Source organism: Desulfoluna sp. CLI2B (assembly GCF_056847375.1).
On sequence record NZ_CP186557.1, the window covers coordinates 3387766 to 3411886 of the forward strand.

18 protein-coding genes and 1 riboswitch are annotated in these 24121 nt (G+C 58.0%); of the genes, 13 read left to right on the forward strand and 5 right to left on the reverse strand.

Translation table 11 applies throughout. From position 1 onward, the window contains the following. The first annotated feature begins 398 nt into the window (after positions 1-398). The 4 genes from ACOYW2_RS16030 (at position 399) to ACOYW2_RS16045 (ending at position 4454) form a co-directional block, all read left to right on the forward strand. On the forward strand, positions 399-1310 hold the full coding sequence (locus ACOYW2_RS16030; RefSeq protein ID WP_482767143.1) for a type II secretion system F family protein: 912 nt from the start codon (positions 399-401) through the stop codon (positions 1308-1310). Continuing rightward, complete coding sequence (locus tag ACOYW2_RS16035; protein ID WP_482767144.1) at positions 1300-2199, forward strand: tetratricopeptide repeat protein; 900 nt, start codon at positions 1300-1302, stop codon at positions 2197-2199. The genes ACOYW2_RS16030 and ACOYW2_RS16035 overlap by 11 nt, the downstream gene beginning before the upstream one ends. A 3-nt stretch (positions 2200-2202) precedes the next feature. Beyond that, a complete protein-coding gene (locus ACOYW2_RS16040; protein WP_482419037.1) occupies positions 2203-2490 on the forward strand; it encodes a hypothetical protein in 288 nt (95 codons plus the stop codon). A 521-nt stretch (positions 2491-3011) separates the two neighbouring features. Then, complete coding sequence (locus tag ACOYW2_RS16045; protein WP_482767145.1) at positions 3012-4454, forward strand: pilus assembly protein TadG-related protein; 1443 nt, start codon at positions 3012-3014, stop codon at positions 4452-4454. Between the two features lie 163 nt (positions 4455-4617). Here ACOYW2_RS16045 and ACOYW2_RS16050 read toward each other — a convergent pair whose 3' ends face one another. After that, positions 4618-5460, reverse strand: a complete 843-nt coding sequence (locus ACOYW2_RS16050; RefSeq protein WP_482767146.1) for a helix-turn-helix domain-containing protein — start codon at positions 5458-5460, stop codon at positions 4618-4620. A 147-nt stretch (positions 5461-5607) separates the two neighbouring features. Beyond that, a riboswitch (cobalamin riboswitch) is annotated at positions 5608-5804 on the reverse strand. Positions 5805-6257: 453 nt separating this feature from the next. Here ACOYW2_RS16050 and ACOYW2_RS16055 point away from each other — a divergent pair. The 3 genes from ACOYW2_RS16055 to ACOYW2_RS16065 are packed head-to-tail and all read left to right on the forward strand — an operon-like array spanning position 6258 to position 8413. After that, a complete protein-coding gene (locus tag ACOYW2_RS16055) occupies positions 6258-6857 on the forward strand; it encodes a DUF1007 family protein (RefSeq protein ID WP_482767147.1) in 600 nt (199 codons plus the stop codon). Positions 6858-6862: 5 nt separating this feature from the next. After that, complete coding sequence (locus tag ACOYW2_RS16060; RefSeq protein ID WP_482767148.1) at positions 6863-7711, forward strand: HoxN/HupN/NixA family nickel/cobalt transporter; 849 nt, start codon at positions 6863-6865, stop codon at positions 7709-7711. A gap of 21 nt (positions 7712-7732) precedes the next feature. Beyond that, complete coding sequence (locus tag ACOYW2_RS16065) at positions 7733-8413, forward strand: 4Fe-4S binding protein (RefSeq protein ID WP_482767150.1); 681 nt, start codon at positions 7733-7735, stop codon at positions 8411-8413. Between the two features lie 84 nt (positions 8414-8497). Here the strand turns inward: ACOYW2_RS16065 and ACOYW2_RS16070 are convergent, their stop codons facing one another. The 3 genes from ACOYW2_RS16070 to ACOYW2_RS16080 form a co-directional block, all read right to left on the reverse strand. Further along, positions 8498-9025, reverse strand: a complete 528-nt coding sequence (locus ACOYW2_RS16070; protein WP_482415532.1) for a hypothetical protein — start codon at positions 9023-9025, stop codon at positions 8498-8500. Between the two features lie 64 nt (positions 9026-9089). Next, positions 9090-10181: a hypothetical protein gene (locus ACOYW2_RS16075; protein WP_482767151.1), complete on the reverse strand. Its 1092-nt coding sequence runs from the start codon at positions 10179-10181 to the stop codon at positions 9090-9092. Positions 10182-10224: 43 nt separating this feature from the next. After that, complete coding sequence (locus ACOYW2_RS16080; protein WP_482767152.1) at positions 10225-17268, reverse strand: LamG-like jellyroll fold domain-containing protein; 7044 nt, start codon at positions 17266-17268, stop codon at positions 10225-10227. Positions 17269-18478: 1210 nt separating this feature from the next. On the opposite strand from ACOYW2_RS16080, the gene ACOYW2_RS16085 reads away from it, so the two are divergent. Further along, positions 18479-18772 (forward strand): hypothetical protein, encoded by a 294-nt coding sequence (locus ACOYW2_RS16085; RefSeq protein ID WP_482767153.1) that lies wholly within the window; start codon positions 18479-18481, stop codon positions 18770-18772. Here the strand turns inward: ACOYW2_RS16085 and ACOYW2_RS16090 are convergent. Next, positions 18744-19634, reverse strand: a complete 891-nt coding sequence (locus tag ACOYW2_RS16090; RefSeq protein WP_482767154.1) for a LysR substrate-binding domain-containing protein — start codon at positions 19632-19634, stop codon at positions 18744-18746. The two genes, ACOYW2_RS16085 and ACOYW2_RS16090, sit on opposite strands and share 29 nt — an antisense overlap. 521 nt (positions 19635-20155) lie before the next feature. On the opposite strand from ACOYW2_RS16090, the gene ACOYW2_RS16095 reads away from it, so the two are divergent. The 5 genes from ACOYW2_RS16095 (at position 20156) to ACOYW2_RS16115 (ending at position 24016) form a co-directional block, all read left to right on the forward strand. Continuing rightward, a complete protein-coding gene (locus tag ACOYW2_RS16095; RefSeq protein ID WP_482767155.1) occupies positions 20156-20407 on the forward strand; it encodes a hypothetical protein in 252 nt (83 codons plus the stop codon). 102 nt (positions 20408-20509) lie between these two features. Next, a complete protein-coding gene (locus tag ACOYW2_RS16100) occupies positions 20510-20857 on the forward strand; it encodes a peptide chain release factor family protein (RefSeq protein WP_482767156.1) in 348 nt (115 codons plus the stop codon). Between the two features lie 326 nt (positions 20858-21183). Further along, entirely contained in the window at positions 21184-22305 is a 1122-nt protein-coding gene (locus tag ACOYW2_RS16105) for a CmpA/NrtA family ABC transporter substrate-binding protein (protein ID WP_482767157.1), read from the forward strand. Positions 22306-22412: 107 nt separating this feature from the next. After that, on the forward strand, positions 22413-23252 hold the full coding sequence (locus ACOYW2_RS16110; RefSeq protein WP_482767159.1) for an ABC transporter permease: 840 nt from the start codon (positions 22413-22415) through the stop codon (positions 23250-23252). Continuing rightward, positions 23249-24016: an ABC transporter ATP-binding protein gene (locus tag ACOYW2_RS16115; RefSeq protein ID WP_482767160.1), complete on the forward strand. Its 768-nt coding sequence runs from the start codon at positions 23249-23251 to the stop codon at positions 24014-24016. The genes ACOYW2_RS16110 and ACOYW2_RS16115 overlap by 4 nt, the downstream gene beginning before the upstream one ends. Positions 24017-24121: the final 105 nt, after the last annotated feature.

The window sequence follows — 24121 nt, forward strand, 5'->3', positions numbered from 1 at the left end:
GACAAACAGGTTTTGCTCAATTTCGCAGAAGCCTTCGCGGAAGCTCTGCCCCTGAGGAACGAAGGGAGAGGGCTTTCGCAACCTGGGGTCCTGGGGATCATCCCCTGGCCGCCGGAGGCAGGTTTTTCCTGGCTACTTTAACCATAGAAGGCAATGCAGTTAAATCAACACTGGGCAAGTGGTGACAACGTATCTTGTAACGTCGAAGCTTGCGATCCAATCCGCATGAACCATCAGCGTCCATATCGGGCGCAGCCCGAGCCGAAGGCCCTTGCGCTTTGGCCCGAGGAACGAGGGACAAAGCGCAAGGGCAATATGCTTTCGAGGTGGCTCACCTCGCCGCCGGAGGCATTGCTTTTTTTTGTCCATACCTCACGACACATACGGAGCCATACGCTGTGACCCCTTCCATCCTGGCAGTCATCACGTTTTTATGCGTCACCGTCCTTCTGATGATTCTCTACATCAGGCTGGAGGAGGCCTATCTCCGCATGCGGCTCAACCGACGTTTCAACGGAAAAAAACGCGGCCCCAGGCACAAGGAAAAAACTCTGGAGGAGAGGCTCTGGTTCAAACTCACTTACCCCCTGGGCCGCTTCACCACGCCGGATGATGAGGAGACCCTCTCTGCCCTGCGAGTCCATCTCAACCACGCAGGATACAGAGACTCCTCGGCCGTGGCCCTCTTCTTCGGACTCCGGGCAGGACTTGCCGGATGTTTCGGGGTGCTGGCTCTGCTCTGGGCCCTGGGCAGCGGCGGCTCGCCCCTTTTGGCCTTTCTTCCCGCAGGCATGGGCTACCAGGCACCGGCCTGGGCCCTGGCCTGGAAAATAAAAAAACGGAAAAAAAACATCTTCCGGGAACTTCCCGACGCCCTGGACCTCCTGATCATCTGCATCGACTCCGGCCTGGGCTTTGACATGGCCATTGCCCGCATCAGCGGCGAATTTGCCTCCATCACTCCCACCCTCGCCAAGGAGTTCGAGCTCTACCTTGTCGAAACACGAAGCGGATTGCCCCGAGCCCAAGCCCTCTCACACCTTGCAGCACGAAACGGCTCCTCATCCCTTGGCAGCGTGGTGACCGTTCTGAACCAGTCCGCACGATTCGGCACGGACATTGCCGACGCCCTGCGCACAACCATTTCGTCCATGAGAAAACAGCGAAAACAGCTGGCCGAGGAGAAAGGAGGCAAGGTCGCCGCAAAGCTCACCTTTCCCCTTGTGGGCCTCATCATGCCCGCCCTGATGATCATCATCCTCGGCCCGGCCATCATCAACCTCATCGAAAGGTTCAAGCATGGATTTTAGCCAGACAGAAAACGATGCCTCCGGCGGCAAGGTGAGCCGCCTTGAAAACGGATTGCCTCTGCGATCTGCCCCTCGTCCCTCGGGGCACACCACAGCGACATCCTTCACAAATCTTCGTATCAACTGTCTCTTGTTTGTCGGCTGCCTTTTGCTTGTCGGCTGCGCCGGGAAGACGCCCCCCGCCTTCTCGCCCGACGACGCCATGGCACGGGGACTGTCTCCGGCCATGACACAAAAGTGCCCCGAACCCAACCACCTCGCCCTGGCAAAGGACATGATCAGCAAGGGGTATCACGACATTGCCCTGGTCCAGCTGGAGAAAGCCCTGGCGATGAGGGGAGAAGAAGCTGAAATATACCACCTCATGGGCTGCTGCCACCGGGAGAAAAAGGACTACGACAAGGCAAAAACATGTTTCGGCAAAGCCCTCACCCGGGAGCCGGACTACGCTCCGGCACACAACGGCCTGGCCATGACCCTGGACCTCACCGGCAACCCAGGCGCGGCCCAGGCCCACTACCGGAAAGCCATTGAAATCAACCCGGCGCGCCCCGATGTTTACAACAACATGGGCTTCTCCCACCTGTGCGCAGGAAACCTCGACCTGGCCCAGGACTGCTTCACCCGGGCCATCGCCCTTGACGACACCTTTTTCCTGGCCCGGCACAACCTCGCCATCTGCCTGGGCGTGGCAGGACGGGAGGCCGAAGCCATGGCCCTGCTGAGCAAACTCATGAAACCTGCCGAGGCCCTGAACAACATGGGCGCCATCCACGCCCTGGCGCACGATACGGAGCAGGCAGCCGGCTTTTTCGAACAGGCCCTTGCCATGGACCCCACCCTGTCCGCCGCCCAGAAAAACATTGCAGCAACCAAAGGAGCACCCTGAACCATGATCCCCTTTTCCAAAGCGTTTGCCGTTCCCCTCTCCTTTGTGGCCATCCTGCTCGCAGGTTGCTCAGCCCCGAAGCACATCGCCCCTGAGTTCGGCGAATCCTTTACCAAGGCATTTCACGCCCAGGTCATGAACCCCGACGCACCGATCAATCGCGCCCCCGTCACCACCATGCCCGGGCCCCTGGCAAACGCCATCTACAAAAACAAGTACGAGCACCCAATGAAAGAGATCGACTCAGACTCCGACACCAAAGACAGCGACGCCGATATCATGGCCGATTGATATCTCACAAATCCCATGGTTGATTAGAGATAAAAAGCCTCCGGCAGGGCTGCCGGAGGCATATCACTCGTGAAATATCCGGGATAGGCTGAATGGTTACGAAAGATCCACCGAAACGGAGCGCCGCACTCCGGCGCGGCTTTTTAGTCCGTCGTTACCCGTGCCGCACAGGAGTGCGGCGCTCCAAGGGACAAGGGTTTTCGTAGGGTGATGCCAATACACCCATCGCCCAAACGAGCATCAAGCCCGGATATTTCATGAGAAAACAACCATCCAAATGTAAAATGTCATGATTTCTGATGGATATAATAAAAATGTCGGCTATTTTGAAAATGCAAAATGTAAATCGACGTTCGCCTATCTATTCTCACCCTTCGGGCGAGCCGAGAGCACCCATCTTCTGCGTTTTCAGAGCTTTGAGGTAAACCACTACATCTGCAGCTCTGATGCCTTGAACATGGGTGCACTCGACTCGTGAAATATCCGGGCAAGGCCGACGTTTGTTTGAAAGAACCGTGCATATGGTAAAAAAAGCAATCAAGACAAGCCCCCCCAAAAAACACGAGCAAGGCTCCATCGTCCTTGTGGTGGCTTTTTTCATGACAGCCCTGTTGATGATGCTCGCCCTTGTCATCGAATCCGGCTATCTCTTCAGCGAAAAACGAACCCTCCAGAACTGCGTGGACACCGCCGCCATGGCTGGGGCCCTTCACCTCTGTGACGGAGACCCCGAAACCCGTGCCCGCAAGGTCCTTGTCCAGAATCTGTTTCCGGGAAAAGAAGCCGTGGAGGATCCTGCCATTGATGAGGACTTCCCGCAAAATTACGAGGTGGAGATCACACGGGGATACTACGATGAGAACGACGCCTACGATGATTTTCTCGTCTACAAAGAATTTGCAGCCGAAGGAGAACCCGATTTTCCCGCCGACGAGTACGTCAACGCCGTCAAAGTGTCCCTGACTGTCAGAGAATCCCTTCTTATGGGAGAGTTGGAAAAGAAAAAAAATGTCGACGTCCACGTGGCTTCCGTGGCGTTTCGGCGGCGTTTCGGTATCCTGGCCCACGGGGAGAACCAAATATCGGACATTCGAAGCCAAGACAATTTTCGCAGAAATCAGCTTATATTCAGAAACATGGGAAGCGTTCATGCAAACGGAGATGTTGCATTCATCAGGCCGGTGGAGATAACCGGTAACACCCTCGTCACCGCAGGAAGAAAAATCGTCAACTGCCGCTCAGGGCTCCAGGGAGCACGACCAGTTCTGGATGTTCGCCCCATTGACTGGGACTATTTTAGAGCCAACGGCATCGTGTACACCGTAGATCAATGGCCTGAAATTGACGGAGATTATGATTGTAAGTCAGAAATACCTGTCGAACACGGCAATACCCTCTACCGCCATGGGCTTGATAATAAAACTGATTATGTATTCGGCCTCCATCGTGGAGACCATAATGGCCAAATATACTATTTCAGTGCTGAAAACGCTGATGATGAGGCGACTTTGTTTCTTTTCGCAACGTGTAGCGACAACGATTACGATGCCTATAATTTTACTGTTGCCTCTGAGCTTAAAATTGACTTTGACGCAAGGGGAAATGCCCTTGATTTCACCATGGGAGGAAACGGCCATGACAGCGCATACATATATTGTAGAAAAGATATCGGATCGCCTGAATGCGGCAGTTCAAGCCGCATTTTTCTTGATGGGTATAAAGGGGTTGTGTTCCGAACAGAAAAAAACTTTTCTGTTAAGTACGTTGACACAAGTTGGAATGGAGTTGCCACCCATGAAAACTTTTTGAATATCATTGCACAGGGGCAGATTCTGTTCAGAGGGCACACTTCTGGCATATTCTCATCAGAAAAGAACTATATCAACGGCACCTTCGGCCCCCCCTGCAGTGCGGCCCTTCTCATGCACGGCCGCCTTGAGCTATCCGACGATAAGGTCCATTAACCCCAGCCAATGCAAAAAACCACGGCCCGTAGGGTGCATTTATGCACCATGGTCAAGACATAGCAGCCTTCCATATGCCATCGACATAAGCACGCCTGGAGTCTCCGGGCCAACCGAGACCTCTTACTTGCCCTTATCATTCAAGTCAGTCCCTTCCCGGCATTCACCCCGACACCACCTTGGCATGGGATTCCCCCCGTTTCCGGGCAGGAAACTGCCCGGTGCATATTTTTTTGAACTCCGACGGGGTATAGCCTTCGAGCTTGCGGAACACCCTGCAAAAATAGGATTGATCGTTGAAGCCTACCTGGTAGCAGGCCTCCGACACGTTGAGGTTGTCCGCCATGAACAGTTTTTTCGCCACATGGATTCGCCGCATGTTGAGGTACTCTTTAAAGGACATTCCTGTCTTGTCCTTAAAAATCCGCGAAAAATGAAACTTGCTCATGCCGTTGGCCTTGGCGGCCTCCTCCAGGGTGATGGGATTCATGAAATTTCGGTCGATGAAATCGATGGATTTTTGGACCTCCAGGGCGGCGCACCCCGGCATGGAAGGACCGGGGCCTTCGGCGGCTTTTCCCTGGTAAAGGCTCTGGTAGGCGGTCCAGACCCTGTCCAGGGACATCTTGTAAAAATAGGTTTTCAATGCCGGAAACGTCTCCAGCATCTGATGAAAGGCCTCGCGCCTGGCCATGAGCACAACCCCGGGAATGGCACCCACGGCGCTGGCAATGGACATCCCCTTGGGTTCAAAGGACATCAGCCCGAAAAAATCCCCGCGCCGAAGGGACCCAAAGGAGAGATCCCCTCCGGTAAACCGCTTGATGCGAAGCTCAATGCTCCCGGACACCACAAAGCCAACCCAGGTCGCCACTTCATCCTGCACAACCAGTTTCTCCTTCTCGGCAAACCGATAGGACTGAAACGCCGAGACCACGCGATCAAGGGCCTCAGGAGAAAGCCTGCCGAAGGGCAGGTGCCGTTTCAACAACTCTCGTTCATTCATCGTGCTACCTGCTTCAAGAAATCCCATAAAAAAACCCCATACCGATGCATGCATCGATATGGGGAACCGTTTTCATCCTCACCACAGACTCACACTCTGCACAAGACCTTCCTCGAGGCCTTCGGAACGATCATGGATCATTCCTTTCCGTGCCGATACATCCAGGCAGGTCTTCTGACTTCCCCCCCTTTCAACGGCCTTCCCGGTTTGACCCAGTGGCACAACGCGTTGAAAGGTTTGCAGGAGTTACAGCGGCGGGACCGTTCCCGATTTTCACGGGATTCCCTCTTAGCCCGGGTCTCGGGACATCACGAGACCGGGGAACCTGAACGTCAAACAAATTTTTAGGTTGTATCAATCTATATTTATGCAGCGTAAAGAAATGACATCGGGAGCCCACCACTGATGCATGCGGGAAACATCTCATCCGCAGGGCGTGTATCGTACCAGGCAATCTATTTCATCACCTGAGTAAATGAAGTTATAATGACCCCGCCGTTGATTTGTCAAGGAGAAAAGCGGCACACGGGTCAAAGATAAATTTCGACAAACACAGGACAATATGCGCGTTACCGGCAAGTATCACCCTTTGTTTTCCAACGAAGGCAGCCGTCCCCAGGGGACGGCTCACGGCAACATCCGTTAACCACAAATGTTTACGGCGAAAGTCTCCGGCGAAAAACCCGGGATCGACGAACTCGGCCCACCGCCCTTTTTCCCTTGCGCTCCCTGTTCCACCCACTTTATATAGAACCGAAACGATTCGAAGTAACCTTTAACACGCAGGAACCGTCTTCATGCGCATTCCCTTAGTATTTGCCCTGGCCCTTATCTTTACCCTTGCCCCGTTGTCCTTTCCAGGGGCTCACCCCCATGTTTTTATCACCAGCCGGATGACCCTTTGCTTCGAGGCAAAGCAACCGGTTCGCCTGGATGTAGACTGGGCCTTTGACGACGGCTTTTCAGCGATGATTCTGGAAGACTACGACACCAACGGCGACGGGACCTTCTCCCCCAAAGAGCTGAACACGCTTAAATCCGAGGCCTTTGATTACCTCTCCGAGCAACACTACTTCACCTTCATCACCCACAGCGGAACCAAAAATCACGCCGTCACCATTGCCTCTTTCAACTGCGAGGCCCAGGACGGCATCGTGGTGTATCGCTTTTCAATCCCCATTTCCCCGCAGCCTGAAAAGGGAGAGCCTTTGCGGCTAAGTCAGTACGATCCCACCAACTACTCGGCCCTCTTTCTCTCAGAAGACGCCCCCCTCACCTTCTCCGGGGATGTGCCCCAGGGCATGGGGTTCACCTTGAGGGAGAACACGGAAGAATCATACTACTTCGGCATGCTTCACCCCATCGAAGCCGTTGTTTCCATCTCCGGTAAGGAGTAACACCCATGACACCACGCATCCGCTCTGCAGCCCCTGCCCTCTTCACATGGGTTCTTTTAAGCCCCCTTGCGGCCCACGCCTTCGGCCCCCCGGATACTGCGCCGGGCCTTGGGGCACGCCTCATGCACAAGCTCATCCTCATCCAGTTCCAGATGAGAAACGAGATGGCCGCCACCCTGAAATCCTTTGCCGCCGCCCCCGACCTCTTTGCCCTGGCACCGCTTTTGGGACTTGCCATCCTCTACGGAGCCATCCACGCAGCCGGTCCGGGCCACGGAAAGGCTGTTGCCACCGCCTACATGCTCCACGGAAACCGCAAAGCCAAAGACGGGGTCCTTTTCGGCAACATCGTCGCCTTCAGCCACGGCCTCTCCGGGATCCTCACCGTGCTGTGCATCAAATGGTTCCTTGAAATCCGCATGACCACCGGCCTCAAAGACGCCACCCGGCTCACCAGCCAGGTGAGCTTTACCCTTGTCATCCTCCTGGGGCTCTTTCTCCTGCTCTCCGGCATCTACGAAGCGGCACGGCCCAAGCTCCATCAGGAAAGTGCCCCAAAAGCCGGGGGCCTTCTGGCCGCTGTTGCCTTCGGCATGGTCCCCTGCCCAGGTGTCGTCACGGTCATGCTCCTTGCCATGGGCCTTCACCTCACCCACCTGGGCATCCTCATGGCCTTTGGTATCACCCTGGGCATGGCCGCCACCATCTCCGCCGCCGTGATCCTTGTGGTGGCAGGAAAAAACGCCGGACTGAAGACCACCTCAGCACGGCCCAGACGCCTCCCGGGAATCCTCACCGCCGTCTCCGGCACGGCGCTCACAGCCCTCGGGGCCTTGATGCTCACCGGGCTTTAACCCTGATGGGGAGCAGAGCCCATGGACTCTTATCTCTCGAAACGCCTCGCAACCTATGACAAATGGCTCAAGGCACGCAGGATCTCTCACTCATCACGGGTGATTCCCGTCTCCGAATCGGTTCAGGAAAAACAGTGGGTGCTCCCCACAGAGCAGGTAACGGAGATCGTGCGCACGGCAAGAGTCGTAGCGGTTCAGGCGTGCGAATGCAGGGTCCGATACAAACGGTGTAACAACCCCCTTGAGGTCTGCCTGCTCTTCGACGAAATGGCCGAGGCATGCATTGAAAAAGGGGAAGCCCGCCGTGTTGAGTTTTCTGAAGCCAAGGAAATCCTGAAACACGCCAACCGATGCGGCCTCGTTCACCTGGCCCTGTACAGGCCGGACCATGCGCTGTATGCCCTGTGCAGCTGCTGCCCGTGTTGCTGCCATGAGCTGCAGATCATTCGCGACTCCGGGCGAAAGGAACTCATCGCCCACTCAGACTATGTCGCTGTCACGCAGATGAACGATTGCGTTCACTGCGGGGAGTGTGTGGACCGATGCGTGTTCGGAGCCCGTATTTTTGAGAACGATCAGGTGGTATTTCATCCCGATGCCTGCACAGGCTGCGGCCTCTGCGTCACCACCTGCCCCGTCGGGGCCATCTCCCTGGTCGAGTCAACACGGCCCATGCCCCTTTCATTCCCCCGGACGGACTAAACAAAAAAACACCTCCCCGGGCCCATGCCCGAAGAGGTGTTTTTTATGCACAGGGCCGTAAACAACCGGCCCCGAGGGAGGGCATCATGTCTTGTTGTTCAACGTCAGGACGCTCTCGGCGATCTTGACCTGCTTGTCAATGCCGCTGGGGTCGCTCACGATTTTGTAGAACTTAAGGGAGACGCTTGCCGTACCCGAGATAGGCAGGTCCCCGAGCCAGATACAAAAATCCAGATCCGTGTCAAAGGTCGCCGTGGTGCTGGCGTTGAGCTCCTTGTTCTCCACGGGCCCCCGGTTGACGTTGAATCCGTCGAAATTGCTGCTCGCGATCTGGAACTCCCCGTCCATGGGGTACTCCCCGCTGAACACAACTTTGAAAACCAGGTTTTCCGGAGCCGAGAGCTGGCTGTAGGCGTAGTGGGCCTGAAAATCCGGGGCGTCACTGACCTGCGCTGCGATATCAATGGCCACATCCCCGTTTTCATCCGGGGCAACCGATGTCACGGCTGCGTAGCTTGCCGTCTGCTTACCGGCCAGACTGAAGAAACTTCCCGTGGCCCCGGCGACCACATCGATCCCCTTGAACCTGATGGTTGCGTCTATGGTATTCATGGCCTTCTCCTTTGCGTGTTATAGGGTCGAAAGAGTCATGGCATGCCCATGGCCGTGCCTGTCGTTAAATCAGGTCAAAGTTGATGTTGCCGCACTCCACTTCCTTGCCGATGGGAATGTCCCGGGACGTGGCGTGAAGCTCGTTGTGGGCCAGCCACTCCAGGACCTTGGGGTGGGGCTCGTCATGCATCATAATGGGCAGGGCCGTTGTGTAGAGGCTCAGGGTGTCGTCGTCGGTAACCTCGTTGATCTTCAGCTGCCACTTGGTGTCGGAGTTGGGGGGGATACCGTTGAACCACACGCTCACGGAAATATTGGTCATGAACTGGGCGGGCAGGTACCAGTGCCCCCCGATGTTGTCGTTGGGGTTGGTCACATCGGCTTTGGGCTTTGTGAGGGTGTCCACAGGGTTTTCGTAGCCAGGGGGCAACTCGATGACCGTGCCGCTGGTAAACTGGAAGGACCATCCCACGGGCACGTTGGTGCACTTGATGTACAGGTTGTACAGGTGCGGAGGATCCACGGGGTCTCCGGGGATCTGGATCTTGTGGCCTGTGGTCTGGGTGAGGTCCGGGCTGTCTGAAGCCACGTAGACCGTGTTTCGCCAGGCCCAGTTTCCCCTCTGGGCCAGCCAGTCGGACCAGGCCGCGGCGCTCTCGAAGTTATCCTCCGGAACGCCCACGGAAGGGTCGATGGAGTCCGACGCCTGGGCCACGATGCAATAGTGGGTATCGGGGTCCGGCGTGGTGGGTTCCCAGCGAAAAGCGTCTTCGGTGTTGGCCACGATATCGCCCTTGTTCTCCGCCTTGACCTTCACCCCGTCCGCGTTGGAGGAGGTGCGCATGTAGTTGTCCTTCCAGATGGACGGCAGCAGGATCAGGTTGCTCTGGGCCCAGTAGGCGTGCAGGAACTTCTCCTGGGCTGTGCTGCTGATGTTCTTTGCCCGGATGTAGAAGTAGTTGCTCACGTTGTTAAAAATCTTATTGGAGTACCCGTTGCTGTAATTGGCCGGGTCCACGTACTGATCGGGATTCTCCGGGGGAACGGAACCCGAGCAGATCACGTCCGGGGAACTCGAGGTCACTTTCCTGGGCAGGCTCCCGTCGTCGGACAATGAGGTTCTCAGGAGCAAGCCATCCCATGTTGAGTCTGCCATTTTGACGCCTCCTTGGTTGTCTGTTGGTGGGGTAAACCCCACATCACAATTGGTCTGCTTCGTACTTCTCGATCATGTAGCGCAACAGGTCCTCCCTCAGGGTGAGCAAGGCCTTGTACTCCTTGGAGCCGTAGGTCTCCGCGGCGGTAAGAAACGCCGTCCACCAGGGCAAAACAGCCCCCAGCACACCGACATTCGAAGAGTCCGTGCCCAGGGTCTGGGCCACGGCGCTGCCGATCTCTTCGGGGGTGGGCGTGTCCGTGTCCACGAGCTTTTCCACGATCTGCGTCAGCCACACGTTGAAATCCAGGTTGGCCGGGGGATCGATGTTGGGAGGCTGGGTCTCGGACTTCACGGGCTGGAATTTCGCCGGGATCCGGCTCACAAAGGTCACCCGATACAAAATGCGCCAGCAGCCGTTTTCGGCCACCGACGCCTGCCTCAGGGCCACGGCGTTGGCATCCACGCTGTTGTGGAGCCAGTTAGGATCCATCACCGTAGAAAAGAGGGTCTGGAAATTTTCCTCGGACGGGGTGAGGTAGAAGGCGAGGTACCGGTAGCCGTCCACCTTGCCCGGTGCCAGCTCGGTGGTCATGCCGTCGAGGTGGGGGTTGCCGCCCTGCTCGCTCACGATGGGAGCCACCAGGGTGCTTTCCGCGTTGGCCGAGCAGCTCAGGTCAAAGGATTGGGACGCCTCCTTGGCCTTGGTGGCCGTCTTTTCGAGGCTGACGCTGAACATCAGGTCAAACTCGGCCAAGGGACCGATGGGCTTGTTGATCTTGGTCTCCACAAAAAGCCCGCCCCCGTTGTCCACCAGCTCCACCCCGGAGAAGGTCTCCGAATAGGTATCCATCACCGAGGTCTGCTCTGCGTAGGTGGCCCCGCTGGACGACCAGACGTAGGTGTTGACGATATTGCGGTTGGAGATCTTGCGGGACCAGTCAAAGGCCGGGTTGTCCTTGATCTTGGCCGTAAAGTCCTCGATGGTCATGCCGCCGTCTGTTGCGAACTGCTCGTAGTAGCCCTCCAGCTCTTTTTCCTTGCGCTCGATCTTGCGCTTGAGGGAGTACGCCTCCACAGGCTTGAAGTAACTGCCCCGGACCAGGTTGGCGTCCGGGTAGTCCGGATCGTTTTCCAGGCCGATCTTGCCGTCCAGGGTGCCCTGCTTGATGTAGCGGTTGTTGATGGGAAAGGGGATGAGGTTCATGTCCTCGGGGATGTCTTCGTTGGGCACCACGCTGTACCGCACAGGGGTGCGGGTCCCCTTAATGGCCAGCATGTAAAGGTCCGCGGTGCCGGACTTGACGATGGCCACCCCGGCGTTGTCCGTGATAAACCGGAGCCCCACGGCATCGTTGACCATATCGGAGATGCTCTCCCAGGAGCCCCCGGGCCGGAAGGCGCTGATCTTGCTGATGGAGGTCCGGTTCTTCAGGGAACTCTCCTGGATCGTGGAGTTGGCCAGTTCAAAACTGTGCTTGCCGCCCCCGGAGATCCCGTATTCGAACAGGGTGGTCTCCGCCTCCACGCCCAGGCCCACCGAACTCTTCACATCCCCTTCGCTGATGATGCCCAGCTTACTTCCGAAGGTCAGACGGGAGCCGTCGTTCTGGGATGCGGAAAAGCTGTACTCCACCTCGCTGGCCTCGGTCATATCCACGGAGGTGGCCCCGGCATAGTTGCTGTTATCCGAGGCGGGATAGTTCCAATACGGGAAGGTCTGGTTCTCGCTGGGCAGCGGGGGCGCTCCTTCGATGAATCCGATGACCGAGGGCTTGGTCTGCACCTGGCCGATGTAGATGGTGTCCAGATCCCCCACCTTGAACCCGGTGTAGAGCACCTGCTGGCCGCTTCCTTTGTCCTCATAAATATAGGCCCGTTTCATGACGCTGAACACATCGCCGTAGGCGTTGACCTGGAGATCGCTGTACTCAATCACCGAGGGCTGCCCCGTGATGCGGGCCAGGGCCAGGGTCTTGATGCCGTTCAGGGCATTGTAGACCACGGGCGCCTCATTGCTGATGGGAGCGTCCGAAGCAATCCAGGCCGGGCCCGTGGCAACATCTGCCGGAACAAAGGTGCCGGTGTTGCCGCGGCCGGTGCGGTCCCCCACCTCCAGGCCCGACCCGCTGTCAAAGCGCCAGTAGGCGGCCAGGTTCGTCTCCGCGCCGGAGAGGGTCCGGTTCATGTTGTCGGAGATCTGCTCCCCTGTGAGCTGGGCCTTCCAGATCCTCACCTCGTCCATGCCCCCCTTCAGGGGGTACCGGGACGCATTGCTCACCAGGGAGGTCCCCAGGGTGAAGGTGCCCTGGTCGCCGTAGCCGCCCAGGTCCGCCACGGGCACGTGCTCCACGTTGGACTCGCCCCCGTCCACGTAAAAGACGGTGGTGGCGATCTCCGGGAAGAGCTGCCACAGCTCCCCGCTGGTGATGGTGGCGTTGTTGACGTCCTTGCTGTCAAAGGCCGTCTGCCCCTTCATCTCGGAGAAACGCCAGTAAGAGATCAGGCCGTCGGAATTAACGGGCGGACGGTGGGTAAGAAAGGCCTGTTGAATCTCATCGGCCTCCAGCACCCGGTTCCAGAACCGCACCTCACCGATCTTGCCATGGTAGATCTGGTTAAGCTTGGGGGAACCGCACAGGTAGAGGTGCTCGTCGGACTCCCTGGTCTGGACCGGCTTGTCGAAGTCCTCTTTTTTAAAGGAACCGGACAGGGCGCCGTCCACGTAGAGATCAAGGTAGACCCCGTATTTCTGGGGTTTGGCCGGCTGACCGTCCACGTACTCCTGATCGATACTCCGAATCTCGGCGGTGGCCGTCAGGTAACCGGTCTGCCCGCCCGCGATGGCTGAAGAGGCCTTGACGGTGAGGGTGTGAGCGGCATCCCCCGACTCAATGGAGAGCTCGAAAAAGGCAGTGCCGTCGGGGTAAAGCCCCAGAGTGTAGCTTCCGTTCTTGGAGGCGATGATCCGATAGATCCCCGCCTCTTCAGCCGGTTTCACCCAGGCTTCCATGGCCCCTTTTTCAACGATCTTCAGGCTGGAGTCGCCGCCGCAATCCACGTAGTTTTCGTCGATCATCTCAAGGCAGAAGCCCTGACGGAAGACAAAGGCCGAATGGGTCCAGGCCTTGCTGCCGGTGTCCTTTGCCACCAGGGCCTCCTGATCGTTGGCCGCAAAGGGGCTCATGAAGAGCCCCCCGTCCTGGCTCCAGGAGGAGTTGTCCAGATTCTGGTAGGTGCCGTTGTATTCGGAGCCCAGGTAACTGGAGTTGCTGGCCACCATGGTGTCCAGGCCGTCGTTTAAGTTCAGGCAGACCAGGGGCGGGTTCACTACCTGGGAGACCCCGCTTTCGGCCAGGCGCTCCATGGAGATGGGATCCAGGGCCCGGGGCCAGAGGGCGAGCTGATTGATCTTCATCTGCATGCCGGTGTCCAGGTACCCGCCTCCGTAGAGCGTACCCAGGGAATCCGTGAAATTCTGGGTCACCGTGGCCGAACCCTGGTTTTTCCCGTCCACATAGAGGATGATTTCCACCTCGGTGTCGCTGACGGTGCGCAGGGTCATGCCCACGGCCGTCCAGGTGTCGGTGGGGGCCGACCCGGAGATCCTTTTTGTTCCGGCAAAGGAGACGCTCAGGCTGCCGGAGGTATCCGAATAGACCCGCAGGTACTCCTTCACCAGCTGGTTGGTGGTCATGCCGAAGAGGTCGCCGTCGTCCCGGGCCGACGAATCGATGCGGACAAAACCGTGGAGGGTGATGTCGTTGGGCGTGCCCTCGTTGAGGATGATGGAGGAGTAGACCGTGGTGCTGGCCCGGAAACTCGGCACATACCAGTTCTCGTAGCCCATCATGTACTGAAAGTCCTTGTCCGGGTTGTCCACGTTGCCGTGCACATGGTAGCTCAGCAGCTTTGAAATGGTCTCCCCGCCCGTGGGGGGAACAGGACGGCCCCAGGCCTCCAGGGTGACATCGCCGTCAATGGCCAGCACCTCGCTGGGCATGTGCCCCCTGGAGACATCAAAGGAGACGTAATTGGGGGACGAGGTTGTTTTGTTGACCTCCAGGGCAAAGCGGTTGGGCTCTTTGATCCATCCGCCGTCGGTCCCCTGGGTAAGGGCCGGGGCCTGGGCGGTGTTTTTCACCACGGCCACGGCGCCGTTGGTGGGTGTGGTGTCGGCCACGGCGGCAAAAAGCCCGGAGCCCTCGGAGAGCACCGTTACATCTGAGCCTTTCTGGCTTTTGCCCTGCTGCTGAATGGTGGCAGTGGTCTGGGCAAGGGGAACGACCCGGGATTCGGAGTCGATGTTTCCGGTGAAAAACTGGGCAAAGAGCATGGCCCCGGCCAGGATGTTCTCGGTGGGGGCCTTGCTGTCCTGATTGGACACGTGGGCCAGCAGCCCGTCGGTGACGGCCATGACCCAGGGTGCCACGTTGGCCAGGTACCCGTCGGGATAGTGGCCTGCCTCCCCCTGGCCGTTGAGCAGGAGCGCCATCTCGTTTTGGTCCCGGCTGATCCCTGGAAACGCATAGCTTGCCCCACCGGCCGTGACGGTCATGTCGCAGTCGGCCTGGCCTGTCCCGGCGATTTGCACCGCAAAATCGCTGATGTGGCTCTTCTGGACAAACACGGTCAAAAGGTTCGAGGCTTCGGCCCTCAGGCTCAGGCTGGCATCCAGGTACTTGACGTCGCAGTTGGAAAAACCGGCATCGCTGTAGTCGTAGGAGGAGGCGCTGCCGTTCATCACGTCCACGAACTGCCTGGCCCCCACGGGCACTGCGGTCCAGGCCTGGGTGATGGACTGGCTCCCCGAGGGATTTGCGGCCCAGTGATCGGGGTTGATGGTGAGGTTAACGTTCACCGTGCCCGGGACAGCCGAGGCGTTGTCGAGGATCTCCACCGAGCCCAGGGGCAGCCCGCTTTCAAAACGGGTCATAAAGACAAAGTGCTCCGGGGAACTCGCATTGTCCGAAGGAGCCCAGACGCCGGGATAAAGGCCCGCGTAATCAAAAAACACCGTGGCCCCCGAGCTTAAAGTGCTGTCGTTGGGCGACCCCGAGGCATCCCCTGCAAAGACCGCCACCAGGCGGTCCAGGGACCTCGGGACCCCTTTCCAGGTCTCGGTGGTACCTGACACGGTATGGGTCATGGTGACATCGCAGTGTGCCGTGGAAAAGGAGTTGGCAACAGAAATCGTGGCGCTGTTCACGTAGGAGCCCGGCCGCACGGCCATGAAGGTGACCAGGCCCTCCTGACTGTCATGGGCGGCGTCCGCGGCCCAGTTGGCGTAAAAGGAGGCCCGGGAGGTGTCCAGGGCGTAGTGCGCCACGGCAAACTCATCGGTGTCGTGGTCGGCATAGTAGAGGTGTACCAGGCCGTCTGAGCCCTCCATGAGATAGGGAGACGATGCCGGGGTCAGAAAATCCGCCACCCCGGCGTAGATGCTCAGGTTGTCCTTGTCGATGACCAGCTCCCCGGTGGTGTTCGTGCCCAGCGGGCTGTTGGACGGTTCCAGGGTGGCACCGTACACCTCGCCTTTCACCGTGGAACCCGAGGTGCTGTTGGGCGTCACCGGCGGCGACTGCCCGTAGTCGACCTCGTTGAACTCAAAAGAGCAGACCTCGCTTCCGCCCACGGAAACGACAGTCCTGTCGATGAGCCCCACAAAGCCGCTTCCCTGGGCGCCGATGGATGAAAGGGCCGTGCCCGAGGGCTCGGCATCGGCGGTGACATCGCTTAAAGGGGCCCCGCTGCTGTTAATCGTCAGGGTAAAAGGGTTGGCCCCCTTGCCACTGTAGGTCACCTCCACATGGAACCAGTTGTTGACCGACACCAGGGGCTGAAGGGTCTGGCAGGAGATGCGCTTCGTGCCGTCACCGAACCCCACCTCCAGCCGCGCCCCGTCCACCAGGGCGAGGTAGGGGGCGGAGGATGCCTCGGCGCTGTCGTCGATGCTCCCGATGATAAACTGCTTTCCCGCGGTGGCGGCCTTGGGGTAGATCCAGGTGTTGAACTGAAACGCCCCCCTGATCTCCAAGGGGTTGGGCGAAGGAGAAGCAAGCCCCACCCGTGCAATGTCGCTGAAAGCAAGGGTGTAGTTGGCCTCGCTGATGAGGGAGGCCGTCAGCTCGTCCGGGATATCGGCCAGGGTCCCGGCCGCCGACACCGCAGAATCCACCAGGGCCGTGGAGACCGTGCCTCCGTGGGTCCCTGCAAAGGCCATCATGAACCGGCCGGAGCGCTTAACGGAAGAGGTCTCCCCTTCGGGGCCCACCACCTTCTCCTGCTTGGTGTAAAAAGAGGCGGCCGGAGCGCCTGTCACATCAAAGGAGACATCCGACCCGTTTGTCACCTTCACCGAAAAGCTCTTGTCCGGGTGCAGCTTGTTGTCGGTGCCCACGGTTTTCCCGGTGAGGTCAAAGAGGTTGTTTCCATCGGCGGGAATGTTGTAAAGGTCGATTTTTTTGGAGGTGTTGTTGAGCACGGTAAACTGCCAGCAGAACCGATCCGAATTCATCACGGGCAACAGAGAGACGTCAAACTCCCCTGCGGTCATGTCCGTCACCATGCTCAGCTCGATGGTGGGCTCAAGGAAGGGCTTGCCCTCGGGGTCCAGATACGCCTGGATGTCTTTTTCGTTGGCGGGCACATCCTCCTTGCCGCTCTTTTCAAAACGCACCTCCCAAGCTGGCTGGAGGGAGAACTCCGTGACGTCGGGGTCCCGCCGCGACGGGCTACTCACCAGGGTAAACCGGTTCACGTAAAGGGTGCCGTAGGTGGACTGGCGAAAAATGGAGATGTACTTCTCGTCGGAGACCACGCGAAAAGGGGCCTCGGCAGGCGAAATGGACAGGGACTCGGATTCGTCCAGGGTGATCAGGCTCATGCCGGCGGGCCGAAGCTGTTTGGTGAACACGACTGGCTTGAAGCCGGTCCAGTCAAAGGCGTCGTTTTCAGAGGTGGTCTGCAGGTCCAGGACGTTGAAAAAGATCTCCTTGGAGCTCTCATCCGTCGTGTTCCTGTTTCCAAAAACCACGACCCGGCCCAAGTACGACAACGTGACAAGATTCTTGAAATAAACCGCCATGCCTTTGCCCTCCATAGAAAGAGTCCGACGTTGGGTTGTGGGTGTGCGTCGCAACAGTCCCGGCGCGTGTCGGCGCAGGGCAGCGGCCGCCACCATGCCCCACGCATCGGCGAATTTCGCGAACAGATTATTTTTTGGGGTATTTCGCACTGTAGAACAATGAATTTCATCCCGTAAGTACCACCGTGGGCGACAGGGACCGACCCGCCACCGGCAGCCCCCCGCCCCTATCGTACCGGGGCGAGGAGCCTTCATGGCAAGGCATCAGGAAAGTCTGCCGGGAGGTTTTTTATCTTAATCCGGGATATAAAACCGCAGGGTTCATTAAGGCTCGCGGAGAATTTCGCATCAGACATGTTATCCGCGAAACAGGGGACACCGAGCGCCCCAGCGCTGCAATAGATAAAGCAGCATTTAAACAGGTTGGACATAAAAAGCATCACAGGACATTGAAGCGAACTTAACTATTTCTCGTAAGCACTAACATAGATTATTTAACGAATCAATCATTAATCGCAGACAGAAATCAAATGCGTCATTCACGTTATATTTCTGGAATACTCACAGGACCCGTCGGGCATCGGCAGCAGCTATCACCCATGAAGGAACATCCCGCAAAAACAACAAATCCGGCAAATCCCTGACATCTGAAGGTCAAGCAATAAGAAAGTTAACTATTCAGGACACACCATTGTCCCATACTGAGTTAACATGTTAGTTTTATGAGCACATAAAAAAATGACTCTCCTGCCTTCATCAAGGAGAGCCAAGCAAAAAAACACCACAGGGAGCCGCATCCATGACAACGACACAGAAGATCTTGCTTGCATCGGGTATCTTCCAGTTTGCACTGGCGATTTTTCAAGCAGGGCTATCCCTCTCCCCCTCCCTCTACCGGATATTTCATGAGAAAACGGCCAAACCGAAGCCGTTAATCATCATTACAGGCTCTTACTGTTAGAGATTCAGACAGTTCAAAAACACAAAAGATACTTCACGGTTGTCTGCTCGATTTTCTCACCCTTCGGGCGAGCCGAGTGCACCCATCTTCTGCGTTATCAGAGCCTTGAGGTAAACCACTACATCTGCAGCTCTGATGCCTTGAATATGGGTGCACTCGACTCGTGAAATATCCGGTATCAGCCTCTATTTCGGAGCCCCGGAGACCCTTGTGGGCAATAGAACCGCCTTGATAGGAACGAGTTTTTTCGTGAGCGGATTCCTGATCCTGTTCGGGCTCTACGCCCTGTCCGGGGCCGGAACCGTCAGACGCCTGCCCTGGTTGCGTCAGATGCTGATCATCATCAGCGGAATCTATATCCTCAGGGGCCTTGTTCTCATTCCCGAGGTTCTCGTCATTGCAGGGGTTGTGGTGACCTCCATCCCCATCGCGCCAAGGTTCGTGGTCATGTCCGCGGCCGCCCTAACCGTGGGAGGCCTCTTTGCGGCGGGCACCGTTGGTGGCTGGGCCACCTTCAGACCCGGTGGCGATGCGACTCCATAACCGCCACAAAAGAGTCCAGAACACTGGTGCCCCCCTTGTCTGCCCAGACCGCCGCCACCTCAATCTCCGGTAAGGACTCCACGATGGGGAGGTAGGTCACCCCTTCGCGCCCCAGGCGACGGGTGGACTCCGGCACCGGGCTCACCCCCATGCCTGCGGCCACAAGGGCAATGGCCGTAAGGCGCCGGTTGGTCTCCTGCACCATGCGGGGCCTCATCCCGGCCCGGGTAAACGTTTGAACGATCTCGTCATACAGGGCCGGCAGGTTGTCTCGCTTGAACATGACCAGGGGCTCGTCGGTGAGCTCCCCCAGGCTGATCTTTGATCGCCTGGCCAGGGGATGCCGGTCCGAGAGGGCCAGAACATAGTTTTCCTTGATGTATGTTTTCTTGCAGAGCCCGCTCAGGTCCTGATTGTGGTACCGGATAAACCCGATATCCAGACTCCCGTTCCTTACCGACTCCAGCTGGCAGGAAGTGGTCATCTCCTTGAGGTCCAGCCGAACCTTCGGAAACCGTTGCTGAAAGTCCAGGATCACCTCCGGCAACAGGCTCTGGTTGATGATCACCACAAAGCCGATGGAGAGCGCCCCCTCCTCACCACGGGCCATGGCCCGCACGGTATCGCCTGCCCGCTCCAGCCTTTCCAGGATAGCTCTTGCCTCCTCCTTGAAAAAAGTACCTTCCGGGGTCAGGGCCACCGACCGACTCGTCCTCTCAAACAACTTTGCCCCGAGCTCTTCTTCCAGCTGCTTGACCTGCTGGGACAAGGGGGGTTGCGAGATATTCATGCGACGGGCCGCGTTGCCGAAATGCAGCTCCTCGGCCACAGCCAGAAAGTATTTCAGTTGCCTCAGTTCCATACAAAATTGCTCCTTCGCTCCCATTGAAACCGAGAGAGGTTGCCTCAAGGGAAGATCGATTTGAAATTCATATGAATCACCACACAAACATATATTAGACGTATCAATACACCACATTGTATGTAAGGAAGCAACCCAACCTGGACCTTTCATGAGAAAACCATCGAATCCTGGCGATGAGATAAAACGCGACATCTGAAGCTCTTACGCCTTGACGATGGAAACACTCGACTCGTGAAGTATCCGGGCAAGACCATGAAACGAGGAAGACAAAGATGAGCTATTCACACACTGCCACACGTTGCTGTTTTCTCCTGGGACTTGCCGTTGCCTTGACGTCCTTCTCCACGGCCTGCCGTGCCGATGACACGTCTCCGGCCCCACGGGCATCGGCTGCGAAGATCTCCTTTACCAAGCGGTCCAGGCCCCCCCGTCCCCCGTCGCCAGTGCGACGCGCGCGGAAACCTCTATATCGCCGACCCCGGAAAACGGCCAGGTGATCCTGATGTACCCGAATAACTTTGCACAGTCCCTGCCGCTGCGGACCCACCGGGTCTGCCGTCAAAGACGGCAAAGCTGTATGCTGCGAAGGCTCCCACGGCACCATCCAGTGCATCTGCCCCAACGGAACAAAAACCCTGGTGGCCGAAGGGCTGAGCAGGCCCACGGGCATTGCCGTGGACCGGGACGGCAACCTCACCGTGGCCTGCCCCGGCAATGGATCCATTGCCAAAATCAAGGGAGTCGGCGCCGTTGTGGAAGGCGCTCTGTAACGAGGTACCTTTGGGCGCGGTCACGGACTGAAGAAGGGGTGCCCCGTAAACGGTACGGAAAAGGCACCCCCACACCACAACGCCAGATACGCACAGGACACCATGGGGCCGGGAGATAAAAAACTCAAAGAATTGAAGGCAAGGATGGACGCCCTGGGGATCAAACCCGGAGACATCGAAGAGACCTTCATCCGCTCATCGGGCCGGGGCGGGCAACGCCTCAACAAGGTGGCCTCCTGCGTTCACCTGAAGCACCGTCCCACGGGGATCATCGTCAAATACGGTGCCAAACGGTCCCAAACCCTCAACCGGTTCCTGGGGCTCAGGCTCCTTGTGGATAAAATCGACGAGACCCTCAACGGCACATCACGGGTTGATGCGGCAGCCGAAAAAATCAGGCGCCAGAAACAGAGACGAAAACGTCGCAGCCGCTCCAAGACCACCCCCTGATACCGTAACCCCGAGGTTCACTCCCCTCCCGGCGGCTCCCGTCAAAGCAGCCCCCTTCACCGCATCATCATTGAAAATTTCTATCGGTTTTCAACAGAACATCAATATAAGCATTTTGACTTCCCTTCCCGAGTTTCCTATTTTCCTTCCCATTCCACGGGCAATTCCCCTTGAAAACCACGTGCAGCAACCCCACCGTTCCCCAGTCCGAAAGCGGGTTCAGCTGTCTCGCATGCGCCCAAAGGGGCAGTAGAGCCCGAAAAAACAAACACCCCGCTTTATCCATGTGAGACAAGGACCAAAGCACCATGACCGGAGGCATACCGATGAACACCCGTCCCCTTGCACGAACCCTTGCCAGAACAGCCATGACCACCCTGATCGTGGCCCTGTGCCTGGCATCCGCAGCCTACGCGGCCCCCAAAAAGATCCCGAGCCTTTACATGGGATACATCTTCACCACGCACCACACCCCCCTCATGGTTGCCGCCGACAGGGGAGATGCCTTCAAAGAATGCGGTGCATACCTTGCCCCCATGGTGCCCAAGCAAAAATACAAACTCATGGCCGCCGACGGCACCCCCCTTGCCGTCATCAACTTCATTGTCTCCAAAAACGGATCCGAGACATCCACCCTCTTTGCCATGAACCGCCTGGATCTGGGCCTTGCCTCAAGCACAGCCTTCATGAGCGGCATCGACAAAGGCACCAAGGTCAAGATGCTCTGCCCCCTGCATGTGGACGGCCTGAGCATGGTCTTTCCCAAGGGAAGCACCATCAGCGGGTACGACGAGGTGGCTGCTGCCATCAAGGCCTCCAAGGTGCCCTTTAAAATCGGCTACCACTCCCCCACCAGCGCGCCCCGCATCGTCTTTGAAGGAGCTCTTCGGGAGGCGGGCTTCACCACCACGGGCAACCCCAACGACATCGACGCGGACATCCTCATGGTGGACCTGAAGTCCACGGCCAACCTCATCCCCGCCCTTGTGAGCGGTCAGGTGGACTGCTGGGTTGGCCCTGCCCCCCATCCTGCCGTCGCAGAGTTCCGTAAGGTCGGTCATGTTGCCCTCAACTCAAGGGACCTGCCCCCGAAAGGCCAGTGGACGGACTTTCCCTGCTGCGCCCTGGGCGCAAGCGACAGCCTCATCAAATCCCACCCCGCCGTGGTCCAGGCCATGACAGACCTCCTGGCAGCCTCCGCCACCTGGTGCAATGCCGAGAAGGTTGAAACCGCCCAGATTTCAGCAAAATGGATCGGCGTGCCCGCCAAGGCCGTTGAAAAATCGTCCATCATCTACACCACGGATCCCACGGAAAACTGGCTCAAAGGCGAAGATGTCTTCCTTGCCATGCTCAACCGCATGAACAAATTCCGCGGCGTGCTCAAAGGGGAGGATTTAAAGAGCGCAACGCCCCTCCTCTATGACTTTTCCTTTGTCAAAAAGTAAGCATTCGGGTTGCCACAGGCCTTGTTCCCCGCTTTTTGGGACAAGGCCTGTAACGATTCAGCTCAAAAAACAGCACCACGGCCCTTGGTGAGATGTCTGGAATCAACATGAAAAAAAACGTCATATCCCTTTCCCTGCCCTTTCTGGCCCCAACCCTCTTTGCCCTGGCCTGGGCCTTTCTCTCCCAGCGCATCGCCAACCAGGTCATCCTGCCGGGCATGGACCAGGTGGCGGGGCTTCTGGCCCACCCCACCCATGACCTCATCAGCATGGGTTCTCTGATAGACAACGTCCTGGTGAGCCTCACACGCGTGCTCATCGGGTACTCGGCGGCGGCCCTCATCGCCGTGCCCTTAGGCATTGTCATGGGGTACTACGCCTTTGCCTTTCGATTTTTCAACGGGTTCTTAAACCTCTTCCGGCCCATCCCTCCTCTGGCCTGGGTCCCCCTGGTCATGGCGTGGTTCGGCGTCTCCAGCCTGGCCACCCTCACGGGAGTAGAGACAGGCCAGCTCTTTGTGACCCTGAACAACATCACCTTTGCCATGCTCTTCATCATCGCCATCGGAGCATTTTTCCCCATCCTCACCTCCACCATCCACGGGGTACGGCATGTCAACCCCACCCTCATCGACTCGGCCCGGGTGCTGGGGGCAAGCGAGGCCCAGGTGTTTACCCGGGTGCTCCTTCCGGCTGCCATGCCGTCCATCATCACCGGGATGCGCATTGGCCTGGGCATCGCGTGGATGTGCCTTGTGTCCGCAGAGATGCTCCCGGGCTCCCTGTCCGGCATCGGCTACATGATCACCCACGCCTTTACCCTGGCCGCAACCGATATCGTCATCGCGGGCATGGTCTCCATCGGCGTTGTGGGGGCCCTGATGGACAGGCTTTTTCACCGCATTGAAACGCAAAAATTCAGCTGGCAAAGGCAGTCCAACCCATGACCCACGCACCACAGAACATCGTCACCATAGAGAACCTGTCCAAAACCTTTACCACGAGGCGCGGAGAAACCGTCACGGCGGTCACCGACGTCAACCTGGCCATGGAGGAGCACTCGTTTACCTGCATTGTGGGGCCTTCGGGGTGCGGCAAGTCCACCATCCTGCGCATCGCCTCGGGCCTTGAAAAGGCCACCGAAGGCACGGTGCACTACCGCGGCGCCCCTGTCATCAAACCGTGTGAACACATCGGCCTCGTGTTCCAGGAATACTCCCTGTTTCCCTGGCTCACGGCCCGGGACAACGTGGCGTCGGGATTAAGGTTTGCCGGTGCGGACAAGGAGACCCGCCACGGCAGGGCCATGGAGTTCCTTGACATGGTGGGCATGACACCCTTTGCCGGTGCCTACCCCCATGAGCTGTCCGGGGGCATGAAGCAGCGGGTGGCCATTGCCCGGGCCCTGGCCACCAACCCGGACCTGTTGTTCATGGACGAACCCTTCGGCGCCCTGGACGCCCACACCCGCATCCTCCTGCAGCAGGAGCTGCTCAATGTCTGGGAGATGACCCGCAAAACCATTGTCCTGGTGACCCACAGCGTGGACGAAGCGGTCTTCCTGGCCGATCGCATCGTGATCATGACCGGAAGCCCGGGAAGGATTCGAAACACACTGGACGTGGACTTAGAGCGCCCACGGCGCCGCTCCATGCCCCGATTCGGAGAGCTGACGGACCATATCCTCAAAGAGCTGGAGCCCGAGCGATAAGAGGTCAAGAATTAAGCGACATACCTCCGGCGGCAAGGTGTGCCACATTGAAAGCTGGTTGAGAACCGTCACCGGTATCGCCTGAATCATCACAAAAAAAGCCGC

What these genes read in the sequence shown, in the direction of transcription:
- ACOYW2_RS16035 (WP_482767144.1), top strand. Translation starts at nt 1,300, where the DNA reads ATGGATTTTAGCCAGACAGAAAACGATGCCTCCGGCGGCAAGGTGAGC.
- ACOYW2_RS16040 (WP_482419037.1), top strand. Translation starts at nt 2,203, where the DNA reads ATGATCCCCTTTTCCAAAGCGTTTGCCGTTCCCCTCTCCTTTGTGGCC.
- ACOYW2_RS16045 (WP_482767145.1), top strand. Translation starts at nt 3,012, where the DNA reads ATGGTAAAAAAAGCAATCAAGACAAGCCCCCCCAAAAAACACGAGCAA.
- ACOYW2_RS16050 (WP_482767146.1), bottom strand. Translation starts at nt 5,460, where the DNA reads ATGAATGAACGAGAGTTGTTGAAACGGCACCTGCCCTTCGGCAGGCTT.
- ACOYW2_RS16055 (WP_482767147.1), top strand. Translation starts at nt 6,258, where the DNA reads ATGCGCATTCCCTTAGTATTTGCCCTGGCCCTTATCTTTACCCTTGCC.
- ACOYW2_RS16060 (WP_482767148.1), top strand. Translation starts at nt 6,863, where the DNA reads ATGACACCACGCATCCGCTCTGCAGCCCCTGCCCTCTTCACATGGGTT.
- ACOYW2_RS16065 (WP_482767150.1), top strand. Translation starts at nt 7,733, where the DNA reads ATGGACTCTTATCTCTCGAAACGCCTCGCAACCTATGACAAATGGCTC.
- ACOYW2_RS16070 (WP_482415532.1), bottom strand. Translation starts at nt 9,025, where the DNA reads ATGAATACCATAGACGCAACCATCAGGTTCAAGGGGATCGATGTGGTC.
- ACOYW2_RS16075 (WP_482767151.1), bottom strand. Translation starts at nt 10,181, where the DNA reads ATGGCAGACTCAACATGGGATGGCTTGCTCCTGAGAACCTCATTGTCC.
- ACOYW2_RS16080 (WP_482767152.1), bottom strand. Translation starts at nt 17,268, where the DNA reads ATGGCGGTTTATTTCAAGAATCTTGTCACGTTGTCGTACTTGGGCCGG.
- ACOYW2_RS16090 (WP_482767154.1), bottom strand. Translation starts at nt 19,634, where the DNA reads ATGGAACTGAGGCAACTGAAATACTTTCTGGCTGTGGCCGAGGAGCTG.
- ACOYW2_RS16100 (WP_482767156.1), top strand. Translation starts at nt 20,510, where the DNA reads ATGGGGCCGGGAGATAAAAAACTCAAAGAATTGAAGGCAAGGATGGAC.
- ACOYW2_RS16105 (WP_482767157.1), top strand. Translation starts at nt 21,184, where the DNA reads ATGAACACCCGTCCCCTTGCACGAACCCTTGCCAGAACAGCCATGACC.
- ACOYW2_RS16110 (WP_482767159.1), top strand. Translation starts at nt 22,413, where the DNA reads ATGAAAAAAAACGTCATATCCCTTTCCCTGCCCTTTCTGGCCCCAACC.
- ACOYW2_RS16115 (WP_482767160.1), top strand. Translation starts at nt 23,249, where the DNA reads ATGACCCACGCACCACAGAACATCGTCACCATAGAGAACCTGTCCAAA.